The sequence below is a fragment of the Flavonifractor sp. An82 genome (genome assembly GCF_002159265.1).
In the GTDB taxonomy this organism is placed as follows: Bacteria; Bacillota; Clostridia; order Oscillospirales; family Oscillospiraceae; genus Flavonifractor.
The window spans coordinates 1-26293 of record NZ_NFHG01000029.1; the positions used below are offsets into that span (position 1 = coordinate 1).

General features: G+C 54.6%; 25 protein-coding genes. 16 read left to right on the forward strand and 9 right to left on the reverse strand.

The features are described from left to right. The first annotated feature begins 290 nt into the window (after positions 1 to 290). Complete coding sequence (locus B5G34_RS16910; RefSeq protein WP_087340273.1) at positions 291 to 1703, forward strand: relaxase/mobilization nuclease domain-containing protein; 1413 nt, start codon at positions 291 to 293, stop codon at positions 1701 to 1703. 144 nt (positions 1704 to 1847) lie between these two features. Here B5G34_RS16910 and B5G34_RS16915 read toward each other — a convergent pair whose 3' ends face one another. The 7 genes from B5G34_RS16915 to B5G34_RS16945 form a co-directional block, all read right to left on the reverse strand. After that, positions 1848 to 2852: an AraC family transcriptional regulator gene (locus B5G34_RS16915; RefSeq protein WP_087180526.1), complete on the reverse strand. Its 1005-nt coding sequence runs from the start codon at positions 2850 to 2852 to the stop codon at positions 1848 to 1850. Continuing rightward, the gene (locus B5G34_RS16920) at positions 2842 to 3234 is read right to left on the reverse strand and encodes a metalloregulator ArsR/SmtB family transcription factor (RefSeq protein ID WP_087340275.1); all 393 of its coding nucleotides are present in this window, start codon (positions 3232 to 3234) and stop codon (positions 2842 to 2844) included. Before B5G34_RS16920 ends, B5G34_RS16915 begins: the two co-directional genes overlap by 11 nt. Before the next feature lie 63 nt (positions 3235 to 3297). After that, on the reverse strand, positions 3298 to 3645 hold the full coding sequence (locus tag B5G34_RS16925; RefSeq protein WP_087340277.1) for a CGGC domain-containing protein: 348 nt from the start codon (positions 3643 to 3645) through the stop codon (positions 3298 to 3300). Positions 3646 to 3727: 82 nt separating this feature from the next. After that, a complete protein-coding gene (locus tag B5G34_RS16930) occupies positions 3728 to 4264 on the reverse strand; it encodes an HD domain-containing protein (protein WP_087340279.1) in 537 nt (178 codons plus the stop codon). Then, a complete protein-coding gene (locus B5G34_RS16935; protein ID WP_087340281.1) occupies positions 4261 to 5097 on the reverse strand; it encodes an NAD-dependent protein deacetylase, SIR2 family in 837 nt (278 codons plus the stop codon). Before B5G34_RS16935 ends, B5G34_RS16930 begins: the two co-directional genes overlap by 4 nt. 17 nt (positions 5098 to 5114) lie before the next feature. Beyond that, complete coding sequence (locus B5G34_RS16940; protein ID WP_242957105.1) at positions 5115 to 5987, reverse strand: NAD-dependent protein deacetylase, SIR2 family; 873 nt, start codon at positions 5985 to 5987, stop codon at positions 5115 to 5117. Beyond that, positions 5977 to 6615, reverse strand: coding sequence for a hypothetical protein (locus tag B5G34_RS16945; protein WP_242957106.1), 639 nt, complete (start codon positions 6613 to 6615; stop codon positions 5977 to 5979). The genes B5G34_RS16940 and B5G34_RS16945 overlap by 11 nt, the downstream gene beginning before the upstream one ends. Positions 6616 to 7004: 389 nt before the next feature. Here B5G34_RS16945 and B5G34_RS16950 point away from each other — a divergent pair, with 389 nt between their 5' ends. After that, the gene (locus B5G34_RS16950) at positions 7005 to 7463 is read left to right on the forward strand and encodes an Rrf2 family transcriptional regulator (RefSeq protein ID WP_087340301.1); all 459 of its coding nucleotides are present in this window, start codon (positions 7005 to 7007) and stop codon (positions 7461 to 7463) included. A gap of 16 nt (positions 7464 to 7479) precedes the next feature. Then, positions 7480 to 8349, forward strand: a complete 870-nt coding sequence (locus B5G34_RS16955) for a patatin family protein (protein WP_087340285.1) — start codon at positions 7480 to 7482, stop codon at positions 8347 to 8349. Between the two features lie 42 nt (positions 8350 to 8391). On the opposite strand, the gene B5G34_RS16960 is transcribed toward B5G34_RS16955, so the two are convergent. Beyond that, positions 8392 to 8745 carry a helix-turn-helix domain-containing protein gene (locus B5G34_RS16960; protein ID WP_087340287.1) on the reverse strand — a complete coding sequence of 118 codons (354 nt, stop codon included), beginning with the start codon at positions 8743 to 8745 and terminating at the stop codon, positions 8392 to 8394. Between the two features lie 156 nt (positions 8746 to 8901). Here B5G34_RS16960 and B5G34_RS16965 point away from each other — a divergent pair, with 156 nt between their 5' ends. The 9 genes from B5G34_RS16965 to B5G34_RS17010 all read left to right on the forward strand — a co-directional run bounded on the left by B5G34_RS16965 (position 8902) and on the right by B5G34_RS17010 (position 17478). Beyond that, positions 8902 to 9405, forward strand: a complete 504-nt coding sequence (locus B5G34_RS16965) for a flavin reductase family protein (RefSeq protein WP_087340288.1) — start codon at positions 8902 to 8904, stop codon at positions 9403 to 9405. Between the two features lie 31 nt (positions 9406 to 9436). Then, positions 9437 to 10126, forward strand: coding sequence for a radical SAM mobile pair protein A (locus B5G34_RS16970; protein WP_087340290.1), 690 nt, complete (start codon positions 9437 to 9439; stop codon positions 10124 to 10126). Next, positions 10114 to 11031, forward strand: coding sequence for a radical SAM mobile pair protein B (locus B5G34_RS16975; protein WP_087180539.1), 918 nt, complete (start codon positions 10114 to 10116; stop codon positions 11029 to 11031). The genes B5G34_RS16970 and B5G34_RS16975 overlap by 13 nt, the downstream gene beginning before the upstream one ends. A 206-nt stretch (positions 11032 to 11237) precedes the next feature. After that, entirely contained in the window at positions 11238 to 11471 is a 234-nt protein-coding gene (locus B5G34_RS16980) for a FeoA family protein (RefSeq protein ID WP_087180540.1), read from the forward strand. After that, positions 11464 to 13512 (forward strand): ferrous iron transport protein B, encoded by a 2049-nt coding sequence (feoB, locus tag B5G34_RS16985; protein WP_242957107.1) that lies wholly within the window; start codon positions 11464 to 11466, stop codon positions 13510 to 13512. Before B5G34_RS16980 ends, feoB begins: the two co-directional genes overlap by 8 nt. Before the next feature lie 341 nt (positions 13513 to 13853). After that, entirely contained in the window at positions 13854 to 14072 is a 219-nt protein-coding gene (locus tag B5G34_RS16995) for a cation transporter (protein ID WP_058966170.1), read from the forward strand. Positions 14073 to 14172: 100 nt separating this feature from the next. After that, positions 14173 to 16173, forward strand: coding sequence for a heavy metal translocating P-type ATPase (locus B5G34_RS17000; RefSeq protein WP_087180542.1), 2001 nt, complete (start codon positions 14173 to 14175; stop codon positions 16171 to 16173). Between the two features lie 35 nt (positions 16174 to 16208). Further along, the gene (locus tag B5G34_RS17005; RefSeq protein ID WP_162609519.1) at positions 16209 to 16526 is read left to right on the forward strand and encodes a metalloregulator ArsR/SmtB family transcription factor; all 318 of its coding nucleotides are present in this window, start codon (positions 16209 to 16211) and stop codon (positions 16524 to 16526) included. 526 nt (positions 16527 to 17052) lie between these two features. Next, positions 17053 to 17478, forward strand: coding sequence for a sigma factor-like helix-turn-helix DNA-binding protein (locus B5G34_RS17010; protein ID WP_087340293.1), 426 nt, complete (start codon positions 17053 to 17055; stop codon positions 17476 to 17478). A gap of 64 nt (positions 17479 to 17542) precedes the next feature. Here B5G34_RS17010 and B5G34_RS17015 read toward each other — a convergent pair whose 3' ends face one another. Beyond that, positions 17543 to 17923: a helix-turn-helix transcriptional regulator gene (locus B5G34_RS17015; RefSeq protein ID WP_204245982.1), complete on the reverse strand. Its 381-nt coding sequence runs from the start codon at positions 17921 to 17923 to the stop codon at positions 17543 to 17545. A 173-nt stretch (positions 17924 to 18096) separates the two neighbouring features. Here B5G34_RS17015 and B5G34_RS17020 point away from each other — a divergent pair, with 173 nt between their 5' ends. The 4 genes from B5G34_RS17020 (at position 18097) to B5G34_RS19325 (ending at position 26215) form a co-directional block, all read left to right on the forward strand. After that, positions 18097 to 19479 (forward strand): DNA-directed RNA polymerase subunit alpha C-terminal domain-containing protein, encoded by a 1383-nt coding sequence (locus B5G34_RS17020; protein WP_162609520.1) that lies wholly within the window; start codon positions 18097 to 18099, stop codon positions 19477 to 19479. After that, entirely contained in the window at positions 19476 to 19871 is a 396-nt protein-coding gene (locus B5G34_RS17025) for a hypothetical protein (protein WP_087340297.1), read from the forward strand. Before B5G34_RS17020 ends, B5G34_RS17025 begins: the two co-directional genes overlap by 4 nt. Before the next feature lie 386 nt (positions 19872 to 20257). Continuing rightward, entirely contained in the window at positions 20258 to 25108 is a 4851-nt protein-coding gene (locus B5G34_RS17030) for a M60 family metallopeptidase (RefSeq protein ID WP_242957110.1), read from the forward strand. 15 nt (positions 25109 to 25123) lie between these two features. Further along, positions 25124 to 26215 (forward strand): S-layer homology domain-containing protein, encoded by a 1092-nt coding sequence (locus B5G34_RS19325; protein ID WP_242957108.1) that lies wholly within the window; start codon positions 25124 to 25126, stop codon positions 26213 to 26215. Positions 26216 to 26293 lie beyond the last annotated feature (78 nt).

Below are 26293 nucleotides of genomic sequence, written 5' to 3' on the forward strand. Positions count from 1 at the left end.
ATTTGACCGGCGCTTGCGCGGCGGTCTTTTTGTTTTGCTCTCTTTCGCCTCCTACTAAGGTTGCAAACTTTCCTCAATTCCCTGTTGACTTTTTATTTGCAGACTTCGTGATTTCAGTGGTGGATTTCTTAAACTCTACCTGGATGTTCTCGCCGTCCTCGATCAGCTTCAGAAGTTCGGCTTCTGTCATAGGAGCAACAGCCCCCTTTCGATGTTGGTTTTATATTTTTTTATTATACGAGATTTTGCACGCAATATCAAACGCATTTCCGATGGAAGGAGGAAGAGTCATGGCCACCACCCGCATTATCCCGCTGCACGCTGGCAAGGGCCGCACCGTCGGCAAGGCAATCAGCGACATCATCGACTATGTAAAAAATCCAGACAAGACCGACCACGGCAGGCTCATCACCAGCTATCAGTGCGATAGCCGCGTGGCCGATGCCCAGTTCCTGCTGGACAAGCAGACCTACGCTGCCCGCACCGGCCGGGTGCGTGGCAAGGATGACGTGATTGCCTACCACCTGCGGCAGTCCTTTGTGCCGGGCGAGATTACGCCGGAGGAAGCAAACCGGCTGGGCGTGGAGCTGGCCCGGCGCTTTACCAAAGGCAAGCACGCTTTCATCGTCTGTACCCACATTGACAAAGCCCACGTCCACAACCATATTATATGGAACTCCACCACGCTGGAGTGTGACCGTAAGTTCCGCAACTTTTGGGGCAGCACCCGCGCTGTCCACCGCCTGAGCGACACCATCTGTATCGAAAACGGCTACTCCATCGTGGAGGCTCCCAAGCGGCGCGGACAGAGCTACAACAAGTGGCTGGGCGACGCGGCCAAGCCCTTCCATAAGGAGCAGCTGCGCCAGGCCATCGACCGGGCGCTGGCACAGAAACCGGCCAGCCTGGAGGAGCTGCTGCGCCTGCTGGAGCAGGACGGCTTCACCGTCCACCGGCGCGGCAAAACCATCTCCATCAGCGCGGAGGGCTGGGGCAACAACGTCCGCTTTGACCGGCTGGGTGACGGCTACACGTTGGACGATCTGCTTGCCGTCCTCTCCGGGCAAAAGGAGCATACACCCCGAAAGGAAACTGCCGTGCAGGCTGCTCCGCCCAAGGTCAATCTGCTGGTAGACATCCAGGCAAAATTGCAGGCCGGGAAAGGCGCTGGGTATGCACGCTGGGCCAAGGTGTTCAACCTCAAGCAGATGGCTCAGACCCTCAACTATCTGTCCGAACACGGCCTACTGGACTATGCCGACCTGGAAACAAAAACGGCAGAGGCAACAGCCCGATACAATGCGCTATCTGCGCAGATTAAGGCGGCCGAAAAGCGCATGGCTGAGATCGCCGTGCTGCGCACGCACATCGTCAACTACGCAAAAAACCGCGAGACCTATGTGGCCTACCGAAAGGCCGGATACTCTCGGAAATTCTACGCGGAGCATGAGGACGAGATCCGGCTGCATCAGGCGGCAAAGAGAGCCTTCGATGAGTTGAACGTGAAGAAACTGCCCACTATCAAGGAGCTTCAGACCGAGTATGCCGAGCTGCTGGCGGATAAGAAAAAGATGTACGGTGAATACCGGCAGGCCCGTGATAAAATGCGGGAATTGCTGACCGTAAAGAACAATGTAGATCGAGTCCTGACGATAGACAGGACCGATGCGCCACAGAAAGAAAAAGACCATGACCAGCGGTGAGCCGGTCATGGTCAAAAGCGTTCGTCAGAACGCGCAGCCACAGATTGAAAATCTGTGTTCAAAGGGGGCTTGGGGGACTTCCCTCAACAAGCGCGTGGGGCTATTTGGATAGCCACAGGCATTGCTTGCCGATTTTAGTTGCGCTTACATCTTATTCGATTTTTCGCATTCTTTTCGGTACTGGGTGGGTAGCACCTGTACTACATCTTTGAACGCCTTAGAAAACTTTCCTTGGGTTTCATACCCTACCTGTGCGGCAATATCAGCGATGGTCGTATCCGTATCCCGCAGCAGTTTCATAGCCTGCCGTATCCGATATTCTTTCATGTAGCTGGCGATTGGCAGACCATATACAGCCTTGAACACCTCTTTCAACGTGGAGGTGTTGATCAAGTACCGCTTGGAAAGCTCATCAATCGTAAAACGCTGATCCAGATGCTCCGTCAGCAACTGATGGATTTCTTTAATCAGTTCTGTCTGCTGGGAGAAATATTGTGTCAGACATTTTCGAGTGGACTGAAAATCGTTCAGATAGATTAACAGCTCTTGAACTTTCAGTTTGAGATAGGGGTAAAGTATCTCGGAACGGACAGAATACAAGGAAGCAAAAATCCGATCCAACTCTGGACAAGCAGAAATGGCAACTGGTTTCCCGTCACAAAACATACTCTGCAATCTCGTAGGATCTACACCAGCTTCCTGTACTATGTCTGGACAATCTGTCGCTAAGTATTGCAAATCGACAGAAATTGAAATCCCTTGTGCATACCCCAATGGGAACATCATGTCGGAATCGGCGCAGCAAGCGGTGCTGTGCGCCGTCATGTCGCCTGCGCCCAGATAGATGGCCGTACCGCCACGCATATTCCAGCCGACCCGTCCGCTGCGGCAGTGGAACAATTCCAGCATGGAAGCGGAAGCGTCATGATGGAATGCTATTTGAGGGGCCAGAAAAATATTATAAGACGCTTCTATTCCAGGGAAAAGTACATATGTTTCCACCTTGCCTTTCCCAGAAGTCTTGGCCGAAAACTGATCGGTCAAGAGGGTTGGACCTTGCTCCGAAGCAAAATGGCGCACTATGGATAACTCGCCGGAAGGAACATCTCTCAACATTTGCTCAATATGAAATCGTTCTTCAGGCTTCATGCAAGACCTCCTCTCGTGAACCTTCTGTGGGGCAGATGATCTTTACCAATTTTTCAATCGTATGATGGAGCAGTTGGGCTGGTTCTGTATCGGCCGCCTTGTAGTAGACTTCCTTTCCTTCACGGCGGCTCACGATCAAACCGCTTGCCTTCAACTGTTTCAAATGATGAGACACAGCAGGACTGCTCATTTGTACCATCGCCGAAAGATTGATGACACATTCCTCACAATGACACAGTAACCAGAAGATACGAATGCGGTTTCCATCACTGAGCAGCTTGAAAACATCGGCAACGGTTTGAAAATCATCTGCGCGGGGCATATGATCGAATGCTCTCTCTAATGCCTGACCATGATTATGAGGCAGATGCGCTTGCGGCATATCGGGTCCCTCCCTTCTTCAAAATCATACCACATCGTGAAGGAATAAGGAACCCATTTGCGTTTACTCTGCCTTCGGAACGTCGTGCGTGTAATCCAAAATCCGAATATTTTCCCCTGCCTCTTTCTGGACCAAATCCTTCATTCGTTTGGCAAACGGACAGGGATACCCGATAGGCGTGCCCTTCTGGATACAGGAGGCGAACGCAATGGTATCAGCACCCAGTTCAATCAATTTGCGGGCGCGCAAAACCGACTTTTTGCCTGGGCAGCCGCCGCAGTTGATAAAACCGACGATCTCGATGTTGTCCTCTCCCTGGAAGGAGCCGGTATGCTCCCGGATCGCCTTAAAATCCGCGACGCCAGGGCAGTAATCCTCCGTCTGCATACAGCGAATAATTCCAACTTTCATCATGATACATCCTCTCTTTTTTGTTTTGATATAGAATAGGCAGGAACCACTGAAATGCAAATGCACGCATTTTCCAGGTGCTTCAAATATGTGCCGATTCCGCAACCAAGCATCGTGCAAAATCCGTCAGGTTGTGGGCTGGCGCAGTACGAAGCATGGCCTCATCCAAGGCATTTTCTCCCAAGCGATAGCGGTCCAGGGCATCGGCATCCTTAAAAATCCGATAGAGCAGGACGCCGTGTTCAAAGCCAGCGAGCGCGCCTTCTCCAAGGCCGTCCTCCCGGTCGTGATACGCCATGATCCGATAAACGCGCTCGTCATAAACAAGAGGATTGCTCCGGCAGAACTTTTTATAGTAATCGGCCGCCCGCTGCCCATGTCCTACATCCAGCCAGTCATCTTGACGGCGGGAGTCGTGAAAAACCGCCGCAGCGCCGAGTGCGTCCCACAGTTCCGGGGACAAATTCATCTTTTCCGCAATTAGAAGTGCATACAACAGCACTCGCGCGCAGTGGGCTTTGGTGTGCTTTTCGCTGCCTTTCAGGGAAAACTCCACCTGCTGCTCCAAGAAGCGGTCCCAACGGTCATAGTCACATTTTATAGCTTCTGGAATCTTCATACGCCGCACACCCCCCGGAGTGCGGACAGAATATTGCTCAAAGGACCGTCCAATCCAAAGGAGCGGGCTTTGATGTCATCGGTGATGTAGATTTCGCCCAGATTGATGGTCACATAGACGGAATTGGGTTCCTGCGCCACCAGACGCATGAGCGGAGCCTTGATGAGCTGATTGCGCCAGCCGATGCCCAGTTCCAGCACCACCAGCTTCTTGCCGTGGTACTTGTGTAAAAATGCCTGCATCCGCTGCTGGGCTGCGGTGTCGGGGATGAAGTTGGGGCCGCCTTCCATATGGACCTCCATCGGCCCGCCGCACCGGGGACAGCGGGGAACGAGTTCCGAAGGGACTTTCCCTCCCTGCTCGGCGGAAGCCATCTTCTCGGCCAGTTCCAGCGTGGGGTACAGCGTGTCGTGGCAGGGGCGGGCGCACTGCATGGTCAGCCAGTTCCCCTCGACCTCATAGATTTTCTCCGGGGCAAAGCCGCTCATCTCAAAGTGACACTCTCCGTTGGAGGTAACGATAAAATAGTCCTTATCGCCCACGATGGCCCGCAGATCCTGCATGACCGGCGTGGATTTGTATTCGCCGCAGTAGTGGTGGATCAGGCGGGACCAGAACCCCCACTTTTCTTCCTCGGACGGCCAGCGGGCTCCCATGCCTTGCAGTATGCACCGCAGGCCATATTTTCGCTTGAGGTCACCAAACAATTCCTCGAAGGCTTGGTTATCAGCAAAGAGATGCAGACCTTCTGTGATGGACAGTCCGTTGCTGGCCCCGATCAAAATGGCATCTGCTGCATGGATGGCTTCCACTACAGGTTTCAAATTTTCCATACAAACGCTCCTTTCTCTTATCTCGACACACTGCCAGTTTTGCATAATTTTTGCCGCAGCCGGGACAGTGTCTCTGCCAGATCCCCCTGCAAATAGAGGCTTTTCCCTTTGAGGTGCTCCGGCGCATGAGAATCTTTTTGATTCAGGCAGGCGTAAAATACATTCTCGTTTTGGGCGGTCAACTGCCAGAAGGGCAGCTTGATAATGCTGGGCGTCATTTCGCCCACGCCCAGCTCCAGCAGCAGGAGTTTCTTCCCGGTCTGCTCCATCAGCCAATGGCGGAGGAACGCATGGTAACGCGCGACACCTTCCTGCCAGGCGGTTCCCTCCAAAAAAGTGTCATCCCGTACCCAGGGAACCATGATTCGCCCACACGCAGGGCAGCGGGGAAGCAGATGGGTGGGCAAAACCATGCCTTGCAGTGCTCTGTTCATGGCTTCAACGGCGTCCCGGTTTTCGTAAATATGCTCGTGGCAAGGCTGGGAACACTGAAAATATCCCATGTTTCCCTGGTACTCACACAGCCGCTCCTGGGGAAATACTCGCCTGCATTGTCCATCCACATTGGTGGTCAGCACAAAGCAATCTTTGTCTGCAAGAATGGCCTGCAAGTCAAGATACGGCTGACCGGTAGGCAGGTGCCACATACTATAAATATATTTGGCATAATAGGCCCACTGTTGCTCCAACGAGGAATAGCAGTAGTAGAACCCTGCAAATGGTGATGTGAATTGGTAGTATTCTTTGAACTCCTGCAGGTATGATTCTATGGCAGGCATCCAGTGATAGTGATTATATCCCGCCGCGCTGGAAAGGCCGGAGCCTGCCCCCACCACGATGGCGTCAGCCTGCTGGATCAATTCGGCCAGATATTCGATTTCAGTTTTCATCCTGGTATCTATCATCCATCCTCTCGCCCGATGCGGTTTTCACCGCATCCCGCAGTACGATGGCAATGTCCCCCTTGATGGCCAGCCCTTTGCTGGACAGCTCTTGCGGAAGCAAGGCGTCCTTGGGGTTGACAGTAATATAAAACGCCTGGGGCAGTGCATAGGTCAGGTTCCAGAAGGGCTCCTGGATAAACATAGGCGTCATGCGGCCCACGCCCAGTTCCAAAAACAGGATCTTTCGGTCCTTGTTGGCCTGCAAAAATTCATTGATCTTGCGGTACTCATCCCGGTATTTTTGACCTTCCAGAAAGGTGTAGCCGCGCACCCAAGGCTCCAGTTCTGCACCACATTTGGGACAACGGGGGATCAGCTCGGTGGGGATACACAGATTTTCATCAATAGCGTCGTTCATGGCATAGATCATATCATGGTTATAGAACAGCTCATCATGGCACCGACGGCTGCACTGGAAGAAGCGGGAATCCCCTTGGATGGCGCTGAGTTTTTCTTCCGGCACGACGCGGGTAAACTGGAAGTCCTGATTCGTGGTCATGATATGGTAGTTTTTCCCCCGCAGCAGCTCCATCAGGTCGTAGTAGGGCTTGCCAGTGGGACATTCGTACTCCATATATCCATTACGGGCCAAAAATGCCCAGCGCGCTTCGGATGAAGGGTAATGATAATAAAATCCATTAAAGGCACCCACAAAGCCGTACTTTTTGTGGAAATCTCCCAGATATTTCTGAAACATGGCATCATTGTGGTAGAAGAAATCGAACCCGCAGGCCGCCGACATCCCCGCAGCGGCCCCACCAGTATGGCATCGGACTGGGCGATTTTTTCTACCAGCGTTTCTACATTTTGAGTATGAATGGTGTCTTGACATAAAGTCTTGCATTTCCTCAGCATGATTGACTTTCCTTTCAAAAGATGTTATTATTAAAATTACATGGTTGTATTGTATCATGTAATTTTGAAATTTACAAAATGGGAAAGCAGATTTTTGGGGGTGAAGGCATGAAATATTCCACAAAGTTGAGCGATACGCTCCACATCCTGGCGTTCCTCAGCCTGGGGCCAGACGAGCGATTCACCAGCGCCCGCATTGCCGAGAGTGTAAAGACGAACCCGGCCTACATCCGGCAACTGATGGCCGCGCTGAAAAATGCCGGGCTGCTTACCAACACACAAGGCCAGGCCAACGCCAGCCTGACCCGCCCCCCGGAGGAGATCACCATGCTGGATGTTTATCGGGCAGTGGAGGGGAACAAGCCGCTGCTCCACATGGATGTGGATACCAACCCGGAATGTGGCGTAGGCATCCATATCCAGCTATCCATTGCAGACTTTTACCAGGAGGTCCAGCAGGCGGCGGAGAAGAAAATGGCGTCGATCACCTTGCAGGATATTTTGGAGCGGTATCACAAGAAAATAGAGGGGCTGGATCTGTATCCAAAGCAGAGTGCAAATCGTTGAGAGGAAGACAGCAGAAATGAGTACACAGCAAAAAATTGGACTGGTGGTGGAGGGCGGCGGCATGAAGTGCGCCTACAATGCCGCCATTTTGGACCTGTTTCTGGATGAGGGAATCACCTTCAACTATTGCATTGGTGTCTCGGCAGGCTCCGGGAATCTGGTGTCCTATCTGGCCGGGCAGCGAGGGCGCAACCTGCGCTTCTTTACCGAGCACATCCATGACCCGGAATACTTCGGTCTGAAAAGTTTACTGAAGACAGGCGACCTGTTCGGCATCCAGCATATCTATGGGGATCTGACGCGGGCGGACGGGAAAGACCCGCTGGACTTTCCAGCGTTTCTGGCCAATCCCACGGAATACGAAGCAGTGGTCACCAACGCGCTGACGGGCAAGCCGGAATACTTTGGCAAGGACGCCATGAAGCAGGACGATTACCGCCTGATCATGGCGTCCAGCGCCATCCCGGTGGCCTGCCACCCGGTGGAACTGAATGGGGTGCCCTACTTCGATGGCGGTTTGACAGACGCCATTCCCGTCCGCCGGGCGCTGGAGCGGGGATGCGACAAGCTGGTGGTGATCCTCTCCAAGAACCGGGATTATGTGAAGAAGCCCCAGGGGATGCGTCATCTCTATCGCTGGGGCTGCCGGAAGTATCCAAACATCGTGGCCGCCCTGGACCGGCGGCACACCGTCTACAATGCCAATTTTCAGGATGTGTTCGCCCTGGAGCTGGCGGGAAAGGCCTTTGTCCTGGCTCCCAGTCACCCCTTCCGTGTCAGCACCTACTCCATGAAGGAGGCGGATGAGCAAGCGCTGTACGATATGGGCATGGAGGATTTTCGGAATCAGAAAGCGCGGCTCAAGGCGTTTCTTTCGGGTGAATGAGAGCGCAAAAAAGGGCGTGGCTTCAAGGCCGCGCCCTCATCTTTATGGGATATATTTTAAGCCCCACTGGGAAATCGCATAAAAGACAGGCAGTAGATCCCGCCCCTTCTCCGTTAAGGAGTATTCTACCCGTAGCGGCATTTCGTTGTACTGAATGCGCTGGACCAGTTCGCTGGTCTCCAGCTCCTTCAGGGCATTGGTCAGGGCGGTGTTGGTAATGGGTTTCAGCATCTTCTTCAGCTCCCCAAATCGCATCGGGGATTTGATGCACAATTCGTAGAGAATTTGCAGTTTCCATTTCCCCTGAAGCATCTGGATCACCGGCGTGACCGGGCACTTTCCACTCTCTGTCAGGATCACGCTGCTCACTTTCTCAGTAAATTCTTCATAGGTCATGATGATATTTTACTCCATTCTACAAGTAGTATCTTTTTTGATACCAGATATAAATATTTTGCGTACTTGATTGAATTGTTTTATCAGGTATAATAAATATACCGCAAGTTGACCATGTCGTCAACAACTAAAAATTTTAAGAAAGGTCTGAATACCATGAAAGAACTGAACATTATGGAGGCCACTGTCCTCTCCTCCCCCAACCCTCTGACGCTGATCTGCTCCAAAAAGGAGGACGGCACCACGAACCTGGCTCCCATCTGCTTTGTGTCCTACCTCTCCTTCAACCCGCCGATGGTGGGCTTCGCCACCGGCAAGCAGTCCCACACCGGCAAGCAGGTACGCCAGACTGGCAAGGTGATCGTCACCGTTCCCGGCGAGAGCCTGGTGCAGACTGTCATGGCCTGTGGAGCGTCCACCGGCGCCGAGACTGACAAGGTGGCAGCCAACAACATCGAGATGATGGCTGTGGAGGGCAGCGAAATTCAGATTCCGGCGGACACCAAGCTGGCGATGGTGGCTACCCTGCAGCAGTCGGTGGAAGTGGGCGACCATATTCTGCACATCTGCCAGGTGGACAAGTTCCTGGGCGATGAGAGCAAGAAGGGCCTGTATGCCTGGAACGGCTTCGGCAAGGTTGCGCCCGCCGTGGAGGGCTGATTCTTTCGCAATACCAGAGAGGAGGCGGCCGATGTCGGTCTGCATTAAGGATTTGATTCAGAATATGAACCTGGTCATCGGCTGTCCCATCGGGTGCAGCTACTGCTATGCAAGGAACAATGTCCGGCGGTTCCATATGATCGATGATTTCGAGAAACCGGAATTTTTTCCGAATAAGCTGCGGCTGATGGACAATCAGCGCCCCCACAATTTTCTTCTGACTGGGATGAGCGATTTTGCCTTCTGGGAACCAGAATGGCGGGACGAAGTATTTGATAAAATGGCCCAGAACCCGCAGCACCAGTACATTTTTCTGACCAAGCGCCCGGAAACCATTTCGTTCTCCACCTCACTGGACAATGCTTGGTTTGGAGTGACTGTCACGTCCAGCAAAGAGAAAGGCCGCATCCAGGCGATGAAAGAGCATATCCACGGGGGACACTATCAGGTATCCTTTGAGCCCATGTTTGATGAGATTGGTGAAGTGGACTTCTCCGGCATCGAGTGGATCGTCATCGGCACCGAGACGGGGCGGCGGAAGGGTAAATCCGTGTCCAAGCCGGAGTGGGTGTGGAACCTGACGGACCAGGCCCATGCTTTGGGTATCCCTGTCTTTATGAAGGAGGACCTGCTGCCCATCATGGGCGAGGCGCAGATGGTGCAGGAGCTGCCACTGGCCTTTCGGCGGGTATTGGAGGAACAGGCTACATGGCAGAAATAAAGGAAAATGGAATCCTGATTCGAAATATTGAAACCAAAAATATTATGACAAAATCCGCCCTGCCGGTGGGCGGCTATTCCGTCAACCCTTATGTGGGCTGTACCCATGGTTGCAAATACTGTTACGCCTCTTTTATGAAGCGATTTACCGGGCATACCGAACCTTGGGGCACATTTCTGGATGTGAAGCACTGGCCGGTAATCAAAAATTCGCAAAAGTATCAGGGGCTGCGTGTAGTCATCGGCTCTGTGACCGATGGCTACCTACCACAAGAGGAGCAGTTTTGCAACACCAGACGGCTCTTGGAGCAGTTAAAAGACAGCGGCGCGGAGATTTTGATCTGTACAAAATCTGATTTGGTTCTGCGGGACATTGACTTGCTGAAGGGGATGGAAAAGGTCACGGTTTCCTGGTCAATCAACACGCTAGACGAGGATTTCAAAAGCGATATGGACAACGCCGTCAGTATCAAGCGGCGGTTGGATGCCATGAAGCAGATTTATGATGCGGGCATCCGCACAGTCTGTTTTATCGCTCCTGTCTTTCCAGGTATCACAGACTTCGAGGCCATCTTTCATCGGACAAAAAATCAATGTGACCTGGTGTGGTTGGAGAATCTGAACTTGCGGGGTGCTTTCAAAAAAGAAATTTTAGATTATATTCAAAAGAAATACACTAATCTTTATCCGCTGTATGACACAATCTATAACAAGGGCAACCGTAGCTATTTTCATGCACTGGAGGAAAAGGCAGAAGAGCTGGCAAAAAAATACAACTGCCTCTTTGTAGACAACGAACTGCCATACGGACGGGCAGAGCCTGGGCATCCGGTCATCGTGGATTACTTTTACCATGAGGAAGTGCGCGGCTCGGAGAACACCGGACGGCGCAACAGAGAAGAATAATTCGGATAATAGAAAAGGTTCTGACATTGAGCTGCGTTTCAATGTCAGAACCTTTTTGCATAGATATAAGTATTTACCCGTTCAGAAGTTTTCTTTGCCCGCTCAGAAGAATTTGTACCCCACCCATTGATTTTCAAATTCTTCCGACCTACAATGTGGATACAACGATTAAATGATTGTTTTATTGATAACGAGAGGTGAGAGAAATGCTTTTGAAGGATGCGCTGATCGGGCGAACCTACACCGTAGAATCCATCCATTTGCCTTTTCAGTTGGAGCGGCGTCTGGAGGCTCTGGGGATGACCCGGCAGACCGCCGTTTCGGTGCTGAACCGAAAAGGGAAGGGAATTTTAATTATCAAGCTGCGGGGCACCCGCTTTGCCCTAGGCTATAACATCACGAAAAATATCACAGTGGAAGAAGGCGGCACATATGAGTGAGCATGAAATGACCATTGGGTTTATCGGCAACCCCAACTGCGGCAAGACCACCCTGTTCAATGCCTATACCGGAGCCAATCTGAAGGTAGCCAACTGGCCTGGCGTGACCGTGGAGAAGGTGGAAGGCGTGATGAAGGACCACGACCTCACCATTCACCTTGTAGATCTGCCCGGCACCTACAGCCTGACCTCCTACACTATGGAGGAGACAGTCTCCCGGCAGTTCATTCTCAGCGACGAGGTAGATGTCATCATCAATGTGGTGGATGCCTCCGCACTGGAGCGCAGTCTCTATTTAACTTTGCAACTGTTGGAACTGGGGAAGCCGGTGGTGCTGGCCTTGAACATGATGGACATTGTGGAAAAGAGGGGCATGGAGATCGACCTGCACCGTCTGCCGGAGATGCTGGGCATCCCGGTGGTTCCAGTCTCCGCCCGGAAACGCCGTGGGTTGGACATCTTGCTCCATGCCGCCGCCCACCACAAAGATTGTACCGACCCGGACTGCTTGATCCACCACCACAAGGTTTGCTCCAAACACCAGCACGATCACCACTCGGAATATGCCATGGTCTATTCCGACGAAATTGAGGACAAAATCGACCAAATCATGCCGGAGCTGAAGCGCCGCTACCCTGGCTTGACTAACTACCGTTGGCACGCGCTGAAGCTGCTGGAAGGAGACAAGGAGATCACGGAGAAGTACCCGGTGGATCTCCCCAAGGTGTTGGATCGCAGTTATGAGTCGGACATCATCAACCAGAAGTACGACTTCATCGGGGAGATTATAGGAGAAGTTCTGCTCCACAAAGAACGCCAGGACAAACTTACCGAACGGGCAGACAAGCTTCTCACCAGCAAGGTGTGGAGTATCCCCATTTTTCTGGGGATTATGGCCATCACCTTCTTTTTGACCTTCACCATCGGCGACTGGCTCAAGGGCTATTTCGAGCTGGGCATTGACTGGCTCTCCAGCGTGGCGCAACGTGGTTTAACGGCGGTTCACGCCGGGACAATCCTCACTTCACTGGTTGTAGATGGTATCATCGGCGGTGTGGGTACCATCGTCACCTTCCTGCCCAACATCCTGATCCTGTTTTTGTGCCTGGCACTGCTGGAGGACAGTGGTTATATGGCTCGTGTGGCCTATGTGATGGAGGGCGTTATGAGTAAGCTGGGGCTCTCCGGTAAAGCTTTCATCCCTATGTTGTTGGGCTTTGGCTGTACCGTGCCCGCTATTATGGCATCCCGTGCGCTAGAAAACAAGAGGGATCGCTTCAAGGTCATGTTGGTGACACCCTTCATGAGCTGCAATGCTCGACTGACCATTTACATCCTGTTCTCTGAGATGTTTTTCGGGGATAACGCCATGGTGGTGGCCTACTCCATGTACTTGATCGGCATCGTCGTTGCCATTGTGGTATCCGCCGTCATCCACCTGCTGGACCGGAAAAAGAGCGTCAATTACCTGATGATTGAGCTCCCAGAGTATAAGCTGCCCGATTCACGGACGGTGGCCATCTATGTGTGGGAGAAAGTCAAGGATTACCTGGAAAAGGCAGGTACTACAATTTTTATTGCCACATTGGCCATCTGGCTCCTGTTGAACTTTGGCCCCCAGGGCTATTCCCCGGATATGGCACAGAGTTTCGGGGCCATGCTTGGTAAGTGGCTGGTTCCCTTCTTTGCCCCCATTGGCTTGGGCTTCTGGCAGATTGCCTTGGCTCTGATTGCCGGTGTCTCCGCCAAGGAAGTGGTGGTGTCCAGCTGTGCTGTGTTGTTCGGCATTGTCAACGCCAGCTCGCCAGAGGGGATGAGTGCTTTTGCATCTGCATTGAACGGTATCGGCTTCGGGCCTCTCAATGCCTTCTGCCTGATGGTGTTCTGCTTGCTCTATATCCCCTGTGCGGCGGCTCTGGCTACTATCCGCAAGGAGTCAGGCAGTTGGGCATGGATGGGCTTCACTGCTCTCTTCCAACTGGTGGTGGCATGGATCGTTACCTTTGTAGTGTATCAGATTGGATCGCTTGTATTGTTTTAAGTAAGCTGATTTTACGAAGCACACCAAATTGAGATAGGAGGTTTGTATGGCATCTTTGATTTTGCTTGCCATATTGGCAGCGTATAGTATCTGGTCTCTGCGGCGCATGGTGAAACGGCGCAAAGAAAACCGCGATAGATGTGCCGGTTGCCCTTATCAAGGCACTGAAATGTGTCGATAGAAGTTGCATTTTACCCAAGTGGCAGAACCTTTTACCCAAACGGAAGGATTGCTTTCAAAGGCATTGACGATAAGGCATTGTCCGTGTATGATGAAGATACAGTTAAACGATGATTTAATTGTTCTGATAACAGAATCAAATTAAGAGAGGAGTTTTCAAAATGAAAAAAACTTATAAGATCGAAGTAGACTGCGCCAACTGCGCCAACCTGATGGAAGATGCCGCCCGCAAGACCAGCGGTGTGCAGAACGCTACGGTGAACTTCATGACCCAGAAGATGATCGTGGAGTTTGCTGAAGGTCAGGAGCCTGCCAGCGTGATGGCTGCGGTGCAGAAAGCCTGCAAAAAGGTGGAGCCCGACTGCGAGATCTTCCTGTAAGAGCCATCCCCCACAGGTGCCCCGGACGCTACGGGCGGAAGGGGCACTTTTGTTAATGAACAAGTAAACGATTAAGCAATTATGGAAAGGAAAGAGCGATATGCAAGAAATGATTGAGAGCGGCTTGCTGATCGTGGTCGCGGTATTATCCGTGATCCTTCTCTTGATTGGCCAGCGGCCCAGCAGCGGCATGACAAAGAGACAGAAAATCATGTTGGGAAGAATACTGACTGCAACGGTATTGCTGCTGGCATTGCAAACTTTGGGCTCCAGCGTCTTTGACCAGCTGGGCGCTGCCGGGCGCTGGGTACGATTGGCGCTCTATTTGGTCGATTACCTCATCATTGGCTATGATATTCTGCGAAAGGCATTCAAAGGTATCCGCAACGGCCAAGTATTTGATGAGAACTTCCTGATGGCGGTAGCCACCATCGGTGCTTTGGCTCTGGCCGTCTATGAGAATGGTGATTATCTGGAGTCCATTGCAGTTATGTTGTTCTACCAGGTGGGCGAATGGTTCCAGAGCTACGCCGTGGGCAGAAGCCGCCGGAACATCAGCGACCTGATGGACATCCGCCCCGATTACGCGAACATCGAGCGGGACGGCAAGCTGGAGCAGGTGGACCCGGACGAGGTGGAGATTGGCTCCATCATCGTGGTGCAGCCTGGCGAGAAAGTTCCCATCGACGGCGTGGTGACCGAGGGTGTGTCCACCCTGAACACGGCGGCCCTGACCGGCGAATCTCTGCCCCGAGACGCCAAAGCAGGCGACGAAATTATCAGCGGCTGCGTCAACATGACCGGCGTGCTGAAGATCAAGACCACAAAAGAATTCGGAGAATCTACTGTCTCCAAAATCCTTGACCTGGTGGAAAATGCCTCCTCCCGCAAGTCTAAGTCGGAAGATTTCATCTCCCGCTTTGCCAAAATTTATACCCCGGCTGTCTGTTACGCCGCACTGGCTCTGGCCGTTCTGCCGCCGCTGGTTCGGATGTTTGCCCTCGGCCTGGATGCCGGATGGGAAACCTGGATCTATCGCGCACTGACCTTCCTGGTGGCAAGCTGTCCCTGCGCGCTGGTCATCAGTATCCCGCTGTCCTTCTTCGCCGGTATCGGCGGAGCCAGCAAGGCAGGCGTACTGGTCAAAGGGTCTAACTATCTGGAAACCCTGTCCCAGACCAAGGTTGTCGTGTTCGATAAAACCGGAACCCTGACCCAGGGTGTATTTGAAGTCAACGGCATCCACCACAGCGAGATGGAGAACGCCAAACTGGTGGAATACGCTGCCCTGGCGGAGTCCGCCTCCAGCCATCCCATCAGCAAGAGTCTTCAGAAAGCCTACGGCAAGGAGATCGACCGCAGCCGTGTCAGCGACATCCAGGAGATCAGCGGCAACGGCGTGATTGCCAAGGTTGACGGGCACACCGTGGCTGCCGGCAATGACAAACTGATGGCGCGTATCGGTGTGGACTACATCAACTGCCACAGCGTGGGCACCATCATCCACATGGCGATTGACGGCAAATATGCCGGGCATATCGTGATCTCCGATGTGGTGAAACCCACCTCCAAGCAAGCGATCCAGGCCTTGAAGGCGGCTGGCGTGCAAAAGACCGTCATGCTCACCGGCGATGCCAAGCGAGTGGCCGACCAGGTGGCCCAGGACCTGGGAGTCGATCAGGTGTACAGTCAGCTTCTCCCCGCCGACAAGGTGGAAAAAGTGGAAGCCCTGCTGAAAGACAAGCCGGAGAAGGCGAAGCTGGCCTTCGTGGGCGATGGCATCAACGACGCGCCGGTGCTGGGCCGTGCGGACATCGGTATCGCCATGGGCGCGATGGGGTCCGATGCAGCCATTGAGGCTGCCGACGTGGTGCTGATGGACGACGATCCCATGAAGATCTCCACGGCCATCAAGATTTCCCGCAAGTGCCTGCGCATTGTTTACCAAAATATCGTGGTGGCAATCGGCGTGAAACTGATCTGCCTGGTGTTGGTGGCTCTTGGCTTCGCCAATATGTGGCTGGCCGTCTTTGCGGATGTGGGCGTGATGATCCTTGCCGTTCTGAATGCCATCCGCGCCCTGTTCGTAAAGAACCTTTAAGGCTTTTGAAAAACTATACGATGGGAGGGTCCCTAATGAGTCAAATCTGGCCCAATGAACCACACGGGCAGGAGTTGGAAAACCTGACACAATTATTTAAGGCTCTTGGGGACCCTTCCCGGATGAAGATTTTATTCCAGATATGCGCTACCGAAGCCTGTGTCAGTGATGTGGCGGGTAGACTCGATATGTCGGAATCTGCCGTCTCTCATCACCTCCACGTTTTACGTATGAATGGGCTGGTACGCAGACGCAGAAGTGGAAAAACAATCCTTTACATTTTGGCAGATGACCATGTGCGCTCCATCATCGTACAAGGATGCCAGCACGTCAAGGAGTTGCCACACCATTAAACTATTTGTGTGTTTTAATGAATTATGTAGCCCTCAACCAGTTCACAATATCACTCAAAAATAGTTATATTCCTGTTTATTAGTTTACCTGTCTGCCGGATGGCGGCAAAGAAAAAAAGCCGTCGTTCAGCAGGTGGTAGTTATGCCCAAATTTAGAGAGTGGCGGCTTTGCGTCTATCAAGGCCGCCGCTCTTTTTGTGCTTCATCCAGAACGACGCCCTTCTACTGAGTAGAGCGGCGGTTTACAGGAGGAACCGCCGTGGAGCACAGAGGACTTCGACATAATTCGGCAGGGATTTACCTGCCAAAAAAAGCCTGACCGTCAATCGGCCCCCATCTGCTTATGAACAGGCACTATCGTGGCTGGTTCAGAAGCACTATCAAACCTCTTTCAAAAGCGCCAGCCGCCGTACTTCGGAAGCTGGCGCTTTTCCTTGTCGTTTTTTCGGGTATTTTCCCGAACGGTGTCGCTCGCCGCCTCCGCTTCGCTTCACCCGTCAACCTGTGAATCGAAATGGAGGCACTAATGAAAGAGATCAATCTGCGGGAACTGTATCCCGATACATATAATACCGATACTTTTGTAGAAGTGGCCGACGAAGTATGGGCGGTGATCAGCTCCAGCCAGCGGGCGGAAGTTGCCTACGAGCGCCGGAAGTTCCGGCATAAGGCCCACTACTCCCTGGATTACGGAAACGGCATCGAAAAGGCAGCCCTTCCGCATACGCCTACCCCGGAGGAACTGCTGGAGGAAAAGCAGCAACGGGAACAGCTGTATGCTGCGGTGATGGCCCTGCCGGAGAAGCAGGCTAAGCGCATCTACGCCCGGTTTTACCTGGGCATGACCGCCGTGGAAATTGCGCACGCGGAAGGCGTCCACCCCAGTCGGGTCCGTGAGAGCATCCGGCGCGGGCTGAAGAAGCTGGCAGATGTGCTGCGTGCAGACAAGTAACATAGCGGTGGCTGCGTAGCAGCAAAAAACAAGCCGATGGAGGAATCTGCACTCCTCCATCGGCTTATTTGTTTTTCGTGTCTACGTTTGAAACAGGCTCGGCCGTTTGGACCATATCTTTTAGTTCGCTGGCCAACACACGGGTCGAGTTCAACAGCGCCCTTCTGGCAACAGGGGGACACGAAAGATAGATTTGCCGCATTTCGTTTGCGGCTTGTTCATCTTCCAGCATATCAGGAGCAAGCAAAGAATCCAGAGAGATGTCCAGTACCTTAGCGAGTGCTTGCAAAATCTCAAAAGATGGGTTCTTTTTGCCCCGTTCGCAATTTTGAATATGTTTTAGGGAAACATGGCTCAGATCCGCGAGCTTTTGCTGGGTAAGACCTTTCTTCTTGCGGGCGGCTCTCAGCTTTCCTCCCAATCTCTTCAATGAAGTCATAGGCATTATCGTCTCCTTATTACTACTCTAGTATTGAATTTCTCTCCTTTTCTAACCGTACTTACAATTGTCTCCGCCGAAATGGCATCGATACCATTGGACAGGTGCTGGACTTCCCGGCAGAGGAATGGAAAAATCTTCCTAATTTAGGTGCCAAGTCTGTAAGCGAGCTTTTAGGTGTGCTGGAAGAGATCCGTACTGGCAGCAGTCGCTTTTCCCTCGTAGCATGCAGAAGCCTGCCGACCGCGACCGAACTGATACCAACTGCGCCTCTGCCAGAAAAGCCCCAGGAAAAGCAGTTCTCCGAATGCATCAAAAATATCCAGCACTACCCGCCCGAAAGTGCCCCTGTCCGTATTGCCGCACAGTTGGATAAGCTGTACGTGGAACGGATGGGGCTCAATGTCCGAGCAGTTAATTCGCTGAAAAATGGAGAAATCTATACCGGATTGCAGTTGGTGCAAGCGGCGCCGGAGGAACTGAGAAACTTGCGCAATATGGGAGCCAAAACCATTGAGAGCGTACTGGAAAAGCGCAGTGAACTGCTGCAGGAACTGGAATGCGCGTTCCAAGTGGAATCCCATCTTCCGCCGCAGCCAGCGGTGAATGGAACGGACGGCCCCGGCGCCAATGTCGATGTTGATGCAGAAAGCCCGCTGCACCAATTTCTTCTTGAGCTCGCTCAATTCACCGGGCTGCAGCCCGGTTTCCTTTGGAAGGAAGCCATCATCTGCCGCAGCGAAAATCCAGAAGCCGTTGATCAGGAGCTGATTTCCTGTCTCTGGCAGAGAGAATACATTCGCACAACAAGTTGTCAGGCAATTCTTCGCTTGGTGGATGGACACCAATTTGGAATCAGTACACCTGCAATCCTGTCTGCCATGCCCACATATACCTCCGGTGATGTGCTGGACGGTCTGCTGTCAGAGCTGGAAAGTCAGGACCGTATCCGAATCCAGGGAGACCTGGTGCAGCGCCGTCTCCCCACCGCAATGGAGTTTGCACAGAATATCTCAGACGAACGTACCAAAGATTTCCTGCTGTCCAAACTGCGGGGAGAAACTCTGGATGAGATTGGGCGGCGCTATGAAATTTCCCGTGAGCGGGTACGGCAAATCATAAAACGTGCTTTGTCCCGTCGGCCTGTACTCATGGAGGACCGTTACCTGGCTCTGTATGACCGTTATGAGTTTTCATACGAGGAGTTTCGTCTGGCTTTTGATGAGCCGCGGGAAACCTACAACTATCTGGACATGATCCGGACGACCAAGGGCGAGCGCAAGCCCATCCGGGACATTTTAACAGATGAGAGTATCCCGGAGAATTACCGCCGGAAAGCAGAGCGCGCCATCTACCGGCAGTATGTAACCATCGACGGAGTTCGTATCAAGAAACAACGTCCAGAACTGGCACGTTATGTGGTGCAAACTTACTGCCGGGAATTGACCACTATGGAGGAGTTTCTCCAGTGGTATCAACTCCTTCTGGAAACGATTGGTGCATCTGAAGACCCTTCCCTTGCTTTGGAAGTACGTACTTATGAAAATAAACTGAGTATGTGATCATCATCTTCGTGGTCATGTTCATCGGCAATATGGGCCAGCGGGTGCTCCCCTCCACCGGCAATGAGCGCAAGGATCTGTGGATCGCCGTGGCTGTCAACACTGTTATGACCGCTGCCGCCCTGTTCATTCTGCTGTTCATCCAGTACGGCGGCAGCCTGATCATCGGCACCGGCCAGACCCTGATTCCCCAGATTGATATTTATGGCACCGGCCAGAACACCAGCTGCGGCTCTCTGGACTTTGCCTTCGGCTACTGCTACATGATGGGCGGCACTACCGGTGTGGTAACCTATATCTATCGCAAGTACGGCAACATCTGGCTGGGCGTCATCCCCGCCGCCATTTTTGCCGGCATGGTCACCCTGTCCGGCTTTACCGTGATCGCCTGATCCAATCGCTCCCATACGTTTTTACAACAGGACCAGCCGCCTCTGGCGGCTGGTCCCTTTTTTCATTTGCTTTATGATCCAGTTTATTCCTTTTTTGCGGCATCAGCCTTTGGTCATATTCCCATATAACTAGTAGGTTTTATATGTTTTTTTACTATCTCTGACAAAAATGTGTGGACCCCATGTTTGCCCTTGAACGGGCTGGGAACTTCGGCTATAATTCCCGTTGTTATGTTAATAAGGAATCACTTTGAAGCAAATCTGCCTGGGACTTATCCTGTCATTGTTTTTCTTTGCCTTTCGGGACCCTTACAACATAATCCATGACGACAGCGATTTCGCTGGATAATCCATCAATCACAAAGAGAGGAAGGTTGACTACTTTGATGCATTCACGTCGCGTCATTTCCGGTCTGCTCAGTCTGGCTATGACGGCAGGCATGTGTGCCACCTGGCTGCCCGCCGCATCTGCGGCTGACTCCGGCCGTCAGGCGTACTCCGTCGAGACAGACCAGGAGGCCACCGGCTCCATTGCCCTGACCCTGAACTTTGATCTGCCCCAGCGGATGAATGAAGTAACGGATCGGAATATTCAGCTTACCCTGACCGGCAACGGCAAGAACATTACCGTTTTTCTGAAAAACGGCACCGCTGACGGGGCCGACGGCCTGTCAGTTTCGGTAAAGGCCCTCAACGCCCAGGGGGTGGAGATGACCACCGAGGGGCGAATCGGCGCCTATGAGGCCGTCATCTCCGGTCTGCCTCTGGGCACCTACGAGATGGAAGTGACCGGCACGGGTTACACCGACTGCTCCGCCCAGGTCGTCCTCCAGGACTACTCCCAGCATGTGCTGATGAGCACCTCCGACGGTACCTTCTCCCTGGGCGACGTGGACGGCAGCGGCCATGTGGACAGAGAGGATCTGGAGGCCCTTTCCGCCCACCTGGGCACCAAGGACATCGCGGAGCTGGCGGTCTACGACCTTAACGGCGACAATCAGGTGGATATTACCGACCTGTCTTATGTTAATAAGATGATGTATGTGACCGGCGAGGCCAAGGTACTGTCCACCGCCGCCATCGTAACCCCAACGGTAGCCCACGGCGACACGCTCATTGTGGAAGGCGGCAATGTGACCGACCTCTTTACCGGGGAACAGTCCGTGACCCTCAAGCCCTCTGAAACGGCTGAGGAGCTGTCCATCCCCATCGATTTCGGTGAGAACTCCGTCACCATGAGTGAGATCTCCATCTCCTCCCCCAGCATGGAGGGCGCCATCCAGGCGGGTTCCGCTCTGGTGGAGTATGAAGAAGATGGACAGATCAAGACCAAGCAGATCCGCTTTGACGTCTCCGCCCCCGACGGGGTACACGCCATCGGCCGCAACGCCGGCCAGAGTGTGGTCACCATCAATCTGGGGGCCAAGGTGGCGGTAAAGAAGGTCACCATCACCGTCACCAGGGTGGAGGGTCAGACGGGCGACAAGCCTGAATTTGCCACCGTTACCCAGATCGAGTTCCTCAAGGACATCGTGTCCGAGGAGACAAAAGCGGATACCCAGGTGAAAGGCCTGGCTGCCACCGTGGGCGACGGCGAGATCACCCTGGTGTGGGAGAGCGTGAAAAATGTCGCCGGCTACACCGTGAAGTACGGCACCAATAAGAGCGCCCTGAACCAGAGCGCCAGCGCCAACACCAACCGCACGGTCATCTCCGGTCTGGAGAACAACACCACCTATTACTTCCAGGTCATCGCCACCAACGGCGACTGGAGCGGCACCCCCTCCGCCGTCCTGTCCGCTACGCCTCTGGCCGCCAGCATACCCGGCGCGCCCTCCAATCTGGTGGTGGAATCCGCCGACACCGCTCTGCGCATCAGCTGGAGCAAGACCAAGGACGCCACCTACTATCAGGTCTTTTACCGGGAACAGGGCGGGGACAGCTGGAAGCAGTGGGGGGACAACCTTACCGCCACCAGTGCCGTCATCACCGGCCTGACCAACGGCACCGCTTACGAGGTGGCTGTGAAGGCGGGCAACCACAAGGGTGTGGGCCCCTTCTCCGCCATTGCCTCCGGCACCCCGGACAAGGAAGGCTTCCAGATGCCCGCCCTGCCCGAGACCAACCGCATCGACAACAGCGAGATCACCTCCATTGTCATGCAGGATCCCGGCAATGTGGATAAGAAGCTCTGCCCCAACTTCAACCTCTCCAAAGACCTCACCGACAATGACCCCAACACCTACTGGGTGGCTCAGGAGTGGTACCGCAGCAGCAACATCACCTTTACTTTTGATACCCCTCATGATATGAACTACCTGCTGGTGGTACCCTATCTGGCTGCCCCTCACAAGAATATCATCAAGACCTACTCTCTGGTCATTCGGGACACCCAGGGCCAGATCCTGCTGGATGCCTCCTACCAGGCCAGCGCCATTACCGCTGAGGGCTATCTCATCCTGTCCTTCCCCGAGGTCAAGGGGGCCAAAAGCGTCACCCTTGGCCTGGCCGAGGTGGAGGGCGGCGGCGCACGAGTCAGCATTTCCGAGATCGCCTTCTACAACAGCGACACGCTGGCCGATGAGATCGCAGACCTCTTTACCGACGGTACCTTCACTGCGCTGAAGAGCCAGGTGGAGCTGGCTGATATTACCGCCCTGCGGGAGCGCCTCACCGCCATGAGCAGCTATTACATGGACCGGACCCGGCTGGCTGACGAACTGAATCTGGCCCAGGCCCTGCTGAACAAGGACAGCGATGCGCTGGGTCTGGTAAAGAACGACTTCCAGAGCCGCAGCACTTCCGCTGCCGCCGATCAGGCCGCCGGCCAGAGCGCCAGCGACCTGCAGCCCCTGGGCATTACCGCTCAGGCGGGAGCCACCGTGGCCATCTACGCCCAGCTGCCCGACGACGCCACCGTCTATGTGGTACCCACCCAGTACTACGGCGAGTCCGGCGTGTGGAAGGGCACCCCTGTTGCTCTGAAGAACGGCCGCAACTACATCAGCGTTCAGAAAATCGGCAGCCTCAGCGACACCCGGGGCGGCCCCCTCTATCTCACCTACTCCGGCAGCCACCCCGAGGACATCAAGATCCAGGTCCGTGTACTTCAGAACGCCTGGGAGATGCCGGTGCTGGAGCTGTCCAACTGGTACAACATGAATGAGTCCGACCGGAAGGATGCCATCCGGACCTACGTCCAGGATCTGACCGCCTATGTGGCCGCTCTGCCCACCTCCGGCCTGACCACCAACGTCCGCAACGCTACCGAGATCTCCACCCCCAGCGTGCTTCTGTCCCTCCCCGCCGACCAGGTGCTTTCCGGCCTGAAGGGCGTGGGCAATGACGAGGACGCCATGGTCAACACCATGTACCAGAACATTCTGGCCTGGGAGGAAGAGCTCTTCATCGCCAACAAGGTGCAGGGTATCATTGCCTCTGACGCCGCCCTGTCCGGCTATCAGTATCCCATGACCACCCGCCAGAACATCCGCTACATGCGCATGTTCGCCGGCGCCTTCATGTACGCTGCCGGCAACCACATCGGCGTGGAGTACGGTTCCACCTCCGCCCTGGTCCAGGGCAAGCCCACCTCCGCCACCGGTGCGGGCAAGGCCAACGGTCTGTTCGGCTGGGGCATCGCCCATGAGATCGGCCACAACATGGACAAGCTGGGTAAGGCCGAGATCACCAATAACATCTACTCCCTGGCCCTCCAGGCCTGGGACGGCAGTTCCATGGCCCTGAACACCCGCCTCACCGAGGACGGGCGTTGGGAGACCATCTTCAACAAGGTGGCTCAGGGCCGCCCCGGCTCCGCCAACAACGTATTCGTGCAGCTGGGCATGTACTGGCAGCTCCATCTGGCCTATGACGAAGCCGACCAGCCTCTGGCCTTCTACAACCAGTTCTTCAAGCTGTGGAAGTCCGGCGCGTACAGCGGCTATACCTACGACGAGCGGGTGGCCCTCATTGCCTCCAAGGTGGCAAAGCGCGACCTTACCGAGTTCTTCACCCGCTGGGGCATGACCCTCAGCGACGAGGTAAAGGGCATCCTGGACGGCTACCAGCCTGAGTCCCGGGCCATCTGGTACCTCAACGATGCCTCCCGCACCTGGCGGCTCCAGAGCGGCAGCGCCGCCAGCGGTTCCGCTGCGGTCTCCGCCTCTGTGAAGGATTCCAAGGTGACCCTGACCATCAGCCACACCGACAGTGACAAGATCCTGGGCTATGAGATCCGCCGCAACGACGTGGTCATCGGCTTTACCACCGAGACCACCTATGTGGACGATCTGGGCGCTGCCAACAACCTGACCTACACCTACTCTGTGGTGCCCGTGGACAAGCTGGGCAACCTGGGCAGCCAGGCCAAGAGCAATGAGGTCCGGGTGGCCTACGACAAGACCATCGATCCCAGCCTGTACGACCTGAAGCGCGGGGAAGACGGCACCATTACCATCACCATGAAGAGCGGCACCTCTGTCCCCGTCACCGGTATCAAGGTAACCGGCAGCGGCCTGTCCGGCCAGTACACCGTGAAGGTGAAGGCCGACACCGATGCAGAGGAGTGGACCACCGCCAAGACCGGCACCCTGTCCAACGACACCGTGGTGGCCTACTTCAATAAGCCCGGCGCCGCCGAGAGCGACACCCGCATCTGGACCTACGACGCCGCTGTGCTGGAGATCACCGGCATCCCCGAAGACGCCAACGTTCAGCTGCTGGACTACCCCGGCGACCGCGTGGACTTCTACGAGGGTGCCACCGTGGGCCTGCTGAAGGACGACTACCGCTACGGCGATGAGGCCGACGAGGTCATTGAGGCGGGCACCCTGGTGATCCTGGGTACCTACCGCGGCGATCCCACCTATAACTATGTGGGCGTTGAGGCGGTGTACAACACCACCAGCGAGGCTGACGAGGCCAACGGCGTCACCACCATCACCCGCCCCATGAATGGCTACGGCCTGCTGCTGGCTGAGATCCCCGCGGACGGCGCGGTCAGCGACACCAGCGACGGCTTCTTTATCTTCGTGCCCGACCTGGAGTCCGAGAAGGATCTCAATGAACAGGACGGCGTCACCGACGCCTATCCCCTGGAGATCCGGGCGGTATTTTACCGTACCGACGAGCCCGGCAGCACCAACAGCCAGCGTATCACCAGCCAGACCCTGTGGATCAGCTTCCCCGGTGAGGATGATCTGCCTCTCATCGATCTGAAAAGCGACCTCAAGTAAACCGAAAGGATGAACATGTTGCGCAAGCTCTCTGTCTTATTTTTCACCCTCTGCCTGCTGACCGCCGCCCTTACTTCCTGGGCGGCGGCGGCCAGCGGCCTGCGGCTGGTGAGCTCCTCCACCCAGGCTGCCAGCCAGGAGGTGGGCTTCTCCGGACTGCCCTCCAACTGTCAGAGCTTCCAGGCCACCTTCACCCTCTCCAGCAGCGATACCGTCTATAATTTTACAGCCCATGAGGAACTGGACACCCTGCCCGGCATCTATACCACCTACAAGCAGGAGGGCGGCAAGCTCACCGTCTATGTCACCACCAAGTCCGGCGTGCTCACCGACAACGGCACCCTTACCCTGGGCACCATCTCCGCAAGCGACAGCACCCAATTCACCGTAGAGGAGGCCACCGGCGTAAAGGTGGTGGATTCCAGCCACGTGGAGACCACCTATGACACCGTGGATCAGGACGGCCCCTCCGACGGCTCCGACAACGGTGATGGTTCCGACAATGGCGGCGGCTCCGACAATGGCAGCACCCCCGACAACGGCGGCGGCTCCAACAATGGCGGTGGCTCCGACAGCGGCAATAACGGCTCCGGCACCACCAGCCGAACCATTACCATTCAGAGCTCCCTGGGCGGCAAGGTGATTTCCAGCGCCTCCCAGGCCGTTCCGGGCAAGGTGATCACCCTCACCGCCACCCCCAATTCCGGCTATGTGCTCCAGTCTCTGCGGGTGTCCGACGCCTCCGGCAAGTCGGTATCTCTCACCCACCAGGGGAACGGCAAGTATACCTTTACCATGCCCGTCTCCGCAGTTACCGTCTCCGCGGTCTTTGAGGCGGAGACCGTCAAGCCCCAGCTGCCCTTTACCGACGTGCCCGCCGGCAGCTGGTACTATGACGCGGTGCAGTATGTCTATGAGGAAGGTCTGATGGGCGGCACCGGCAATAACCGGTTCTCCCCCGACCTGACTACCAGCCGGGCCATGATCGTCACCATTCTCTACCGTCTGGAGGGCAGCCCCGCCGTTACCGGCGGCATGTCCTTCGCCGACGTCAGTGACGGTCAGTGGTACTCTGACTGCGTACGCCGCTCAAAAAGTGCAGCTTGACCGCAGATGATGGTGCATCACCACCGCTGGAATGGTGCACTGCTTCCGCGGAAATGGTGCATGGCGGCCGCGGGCGTG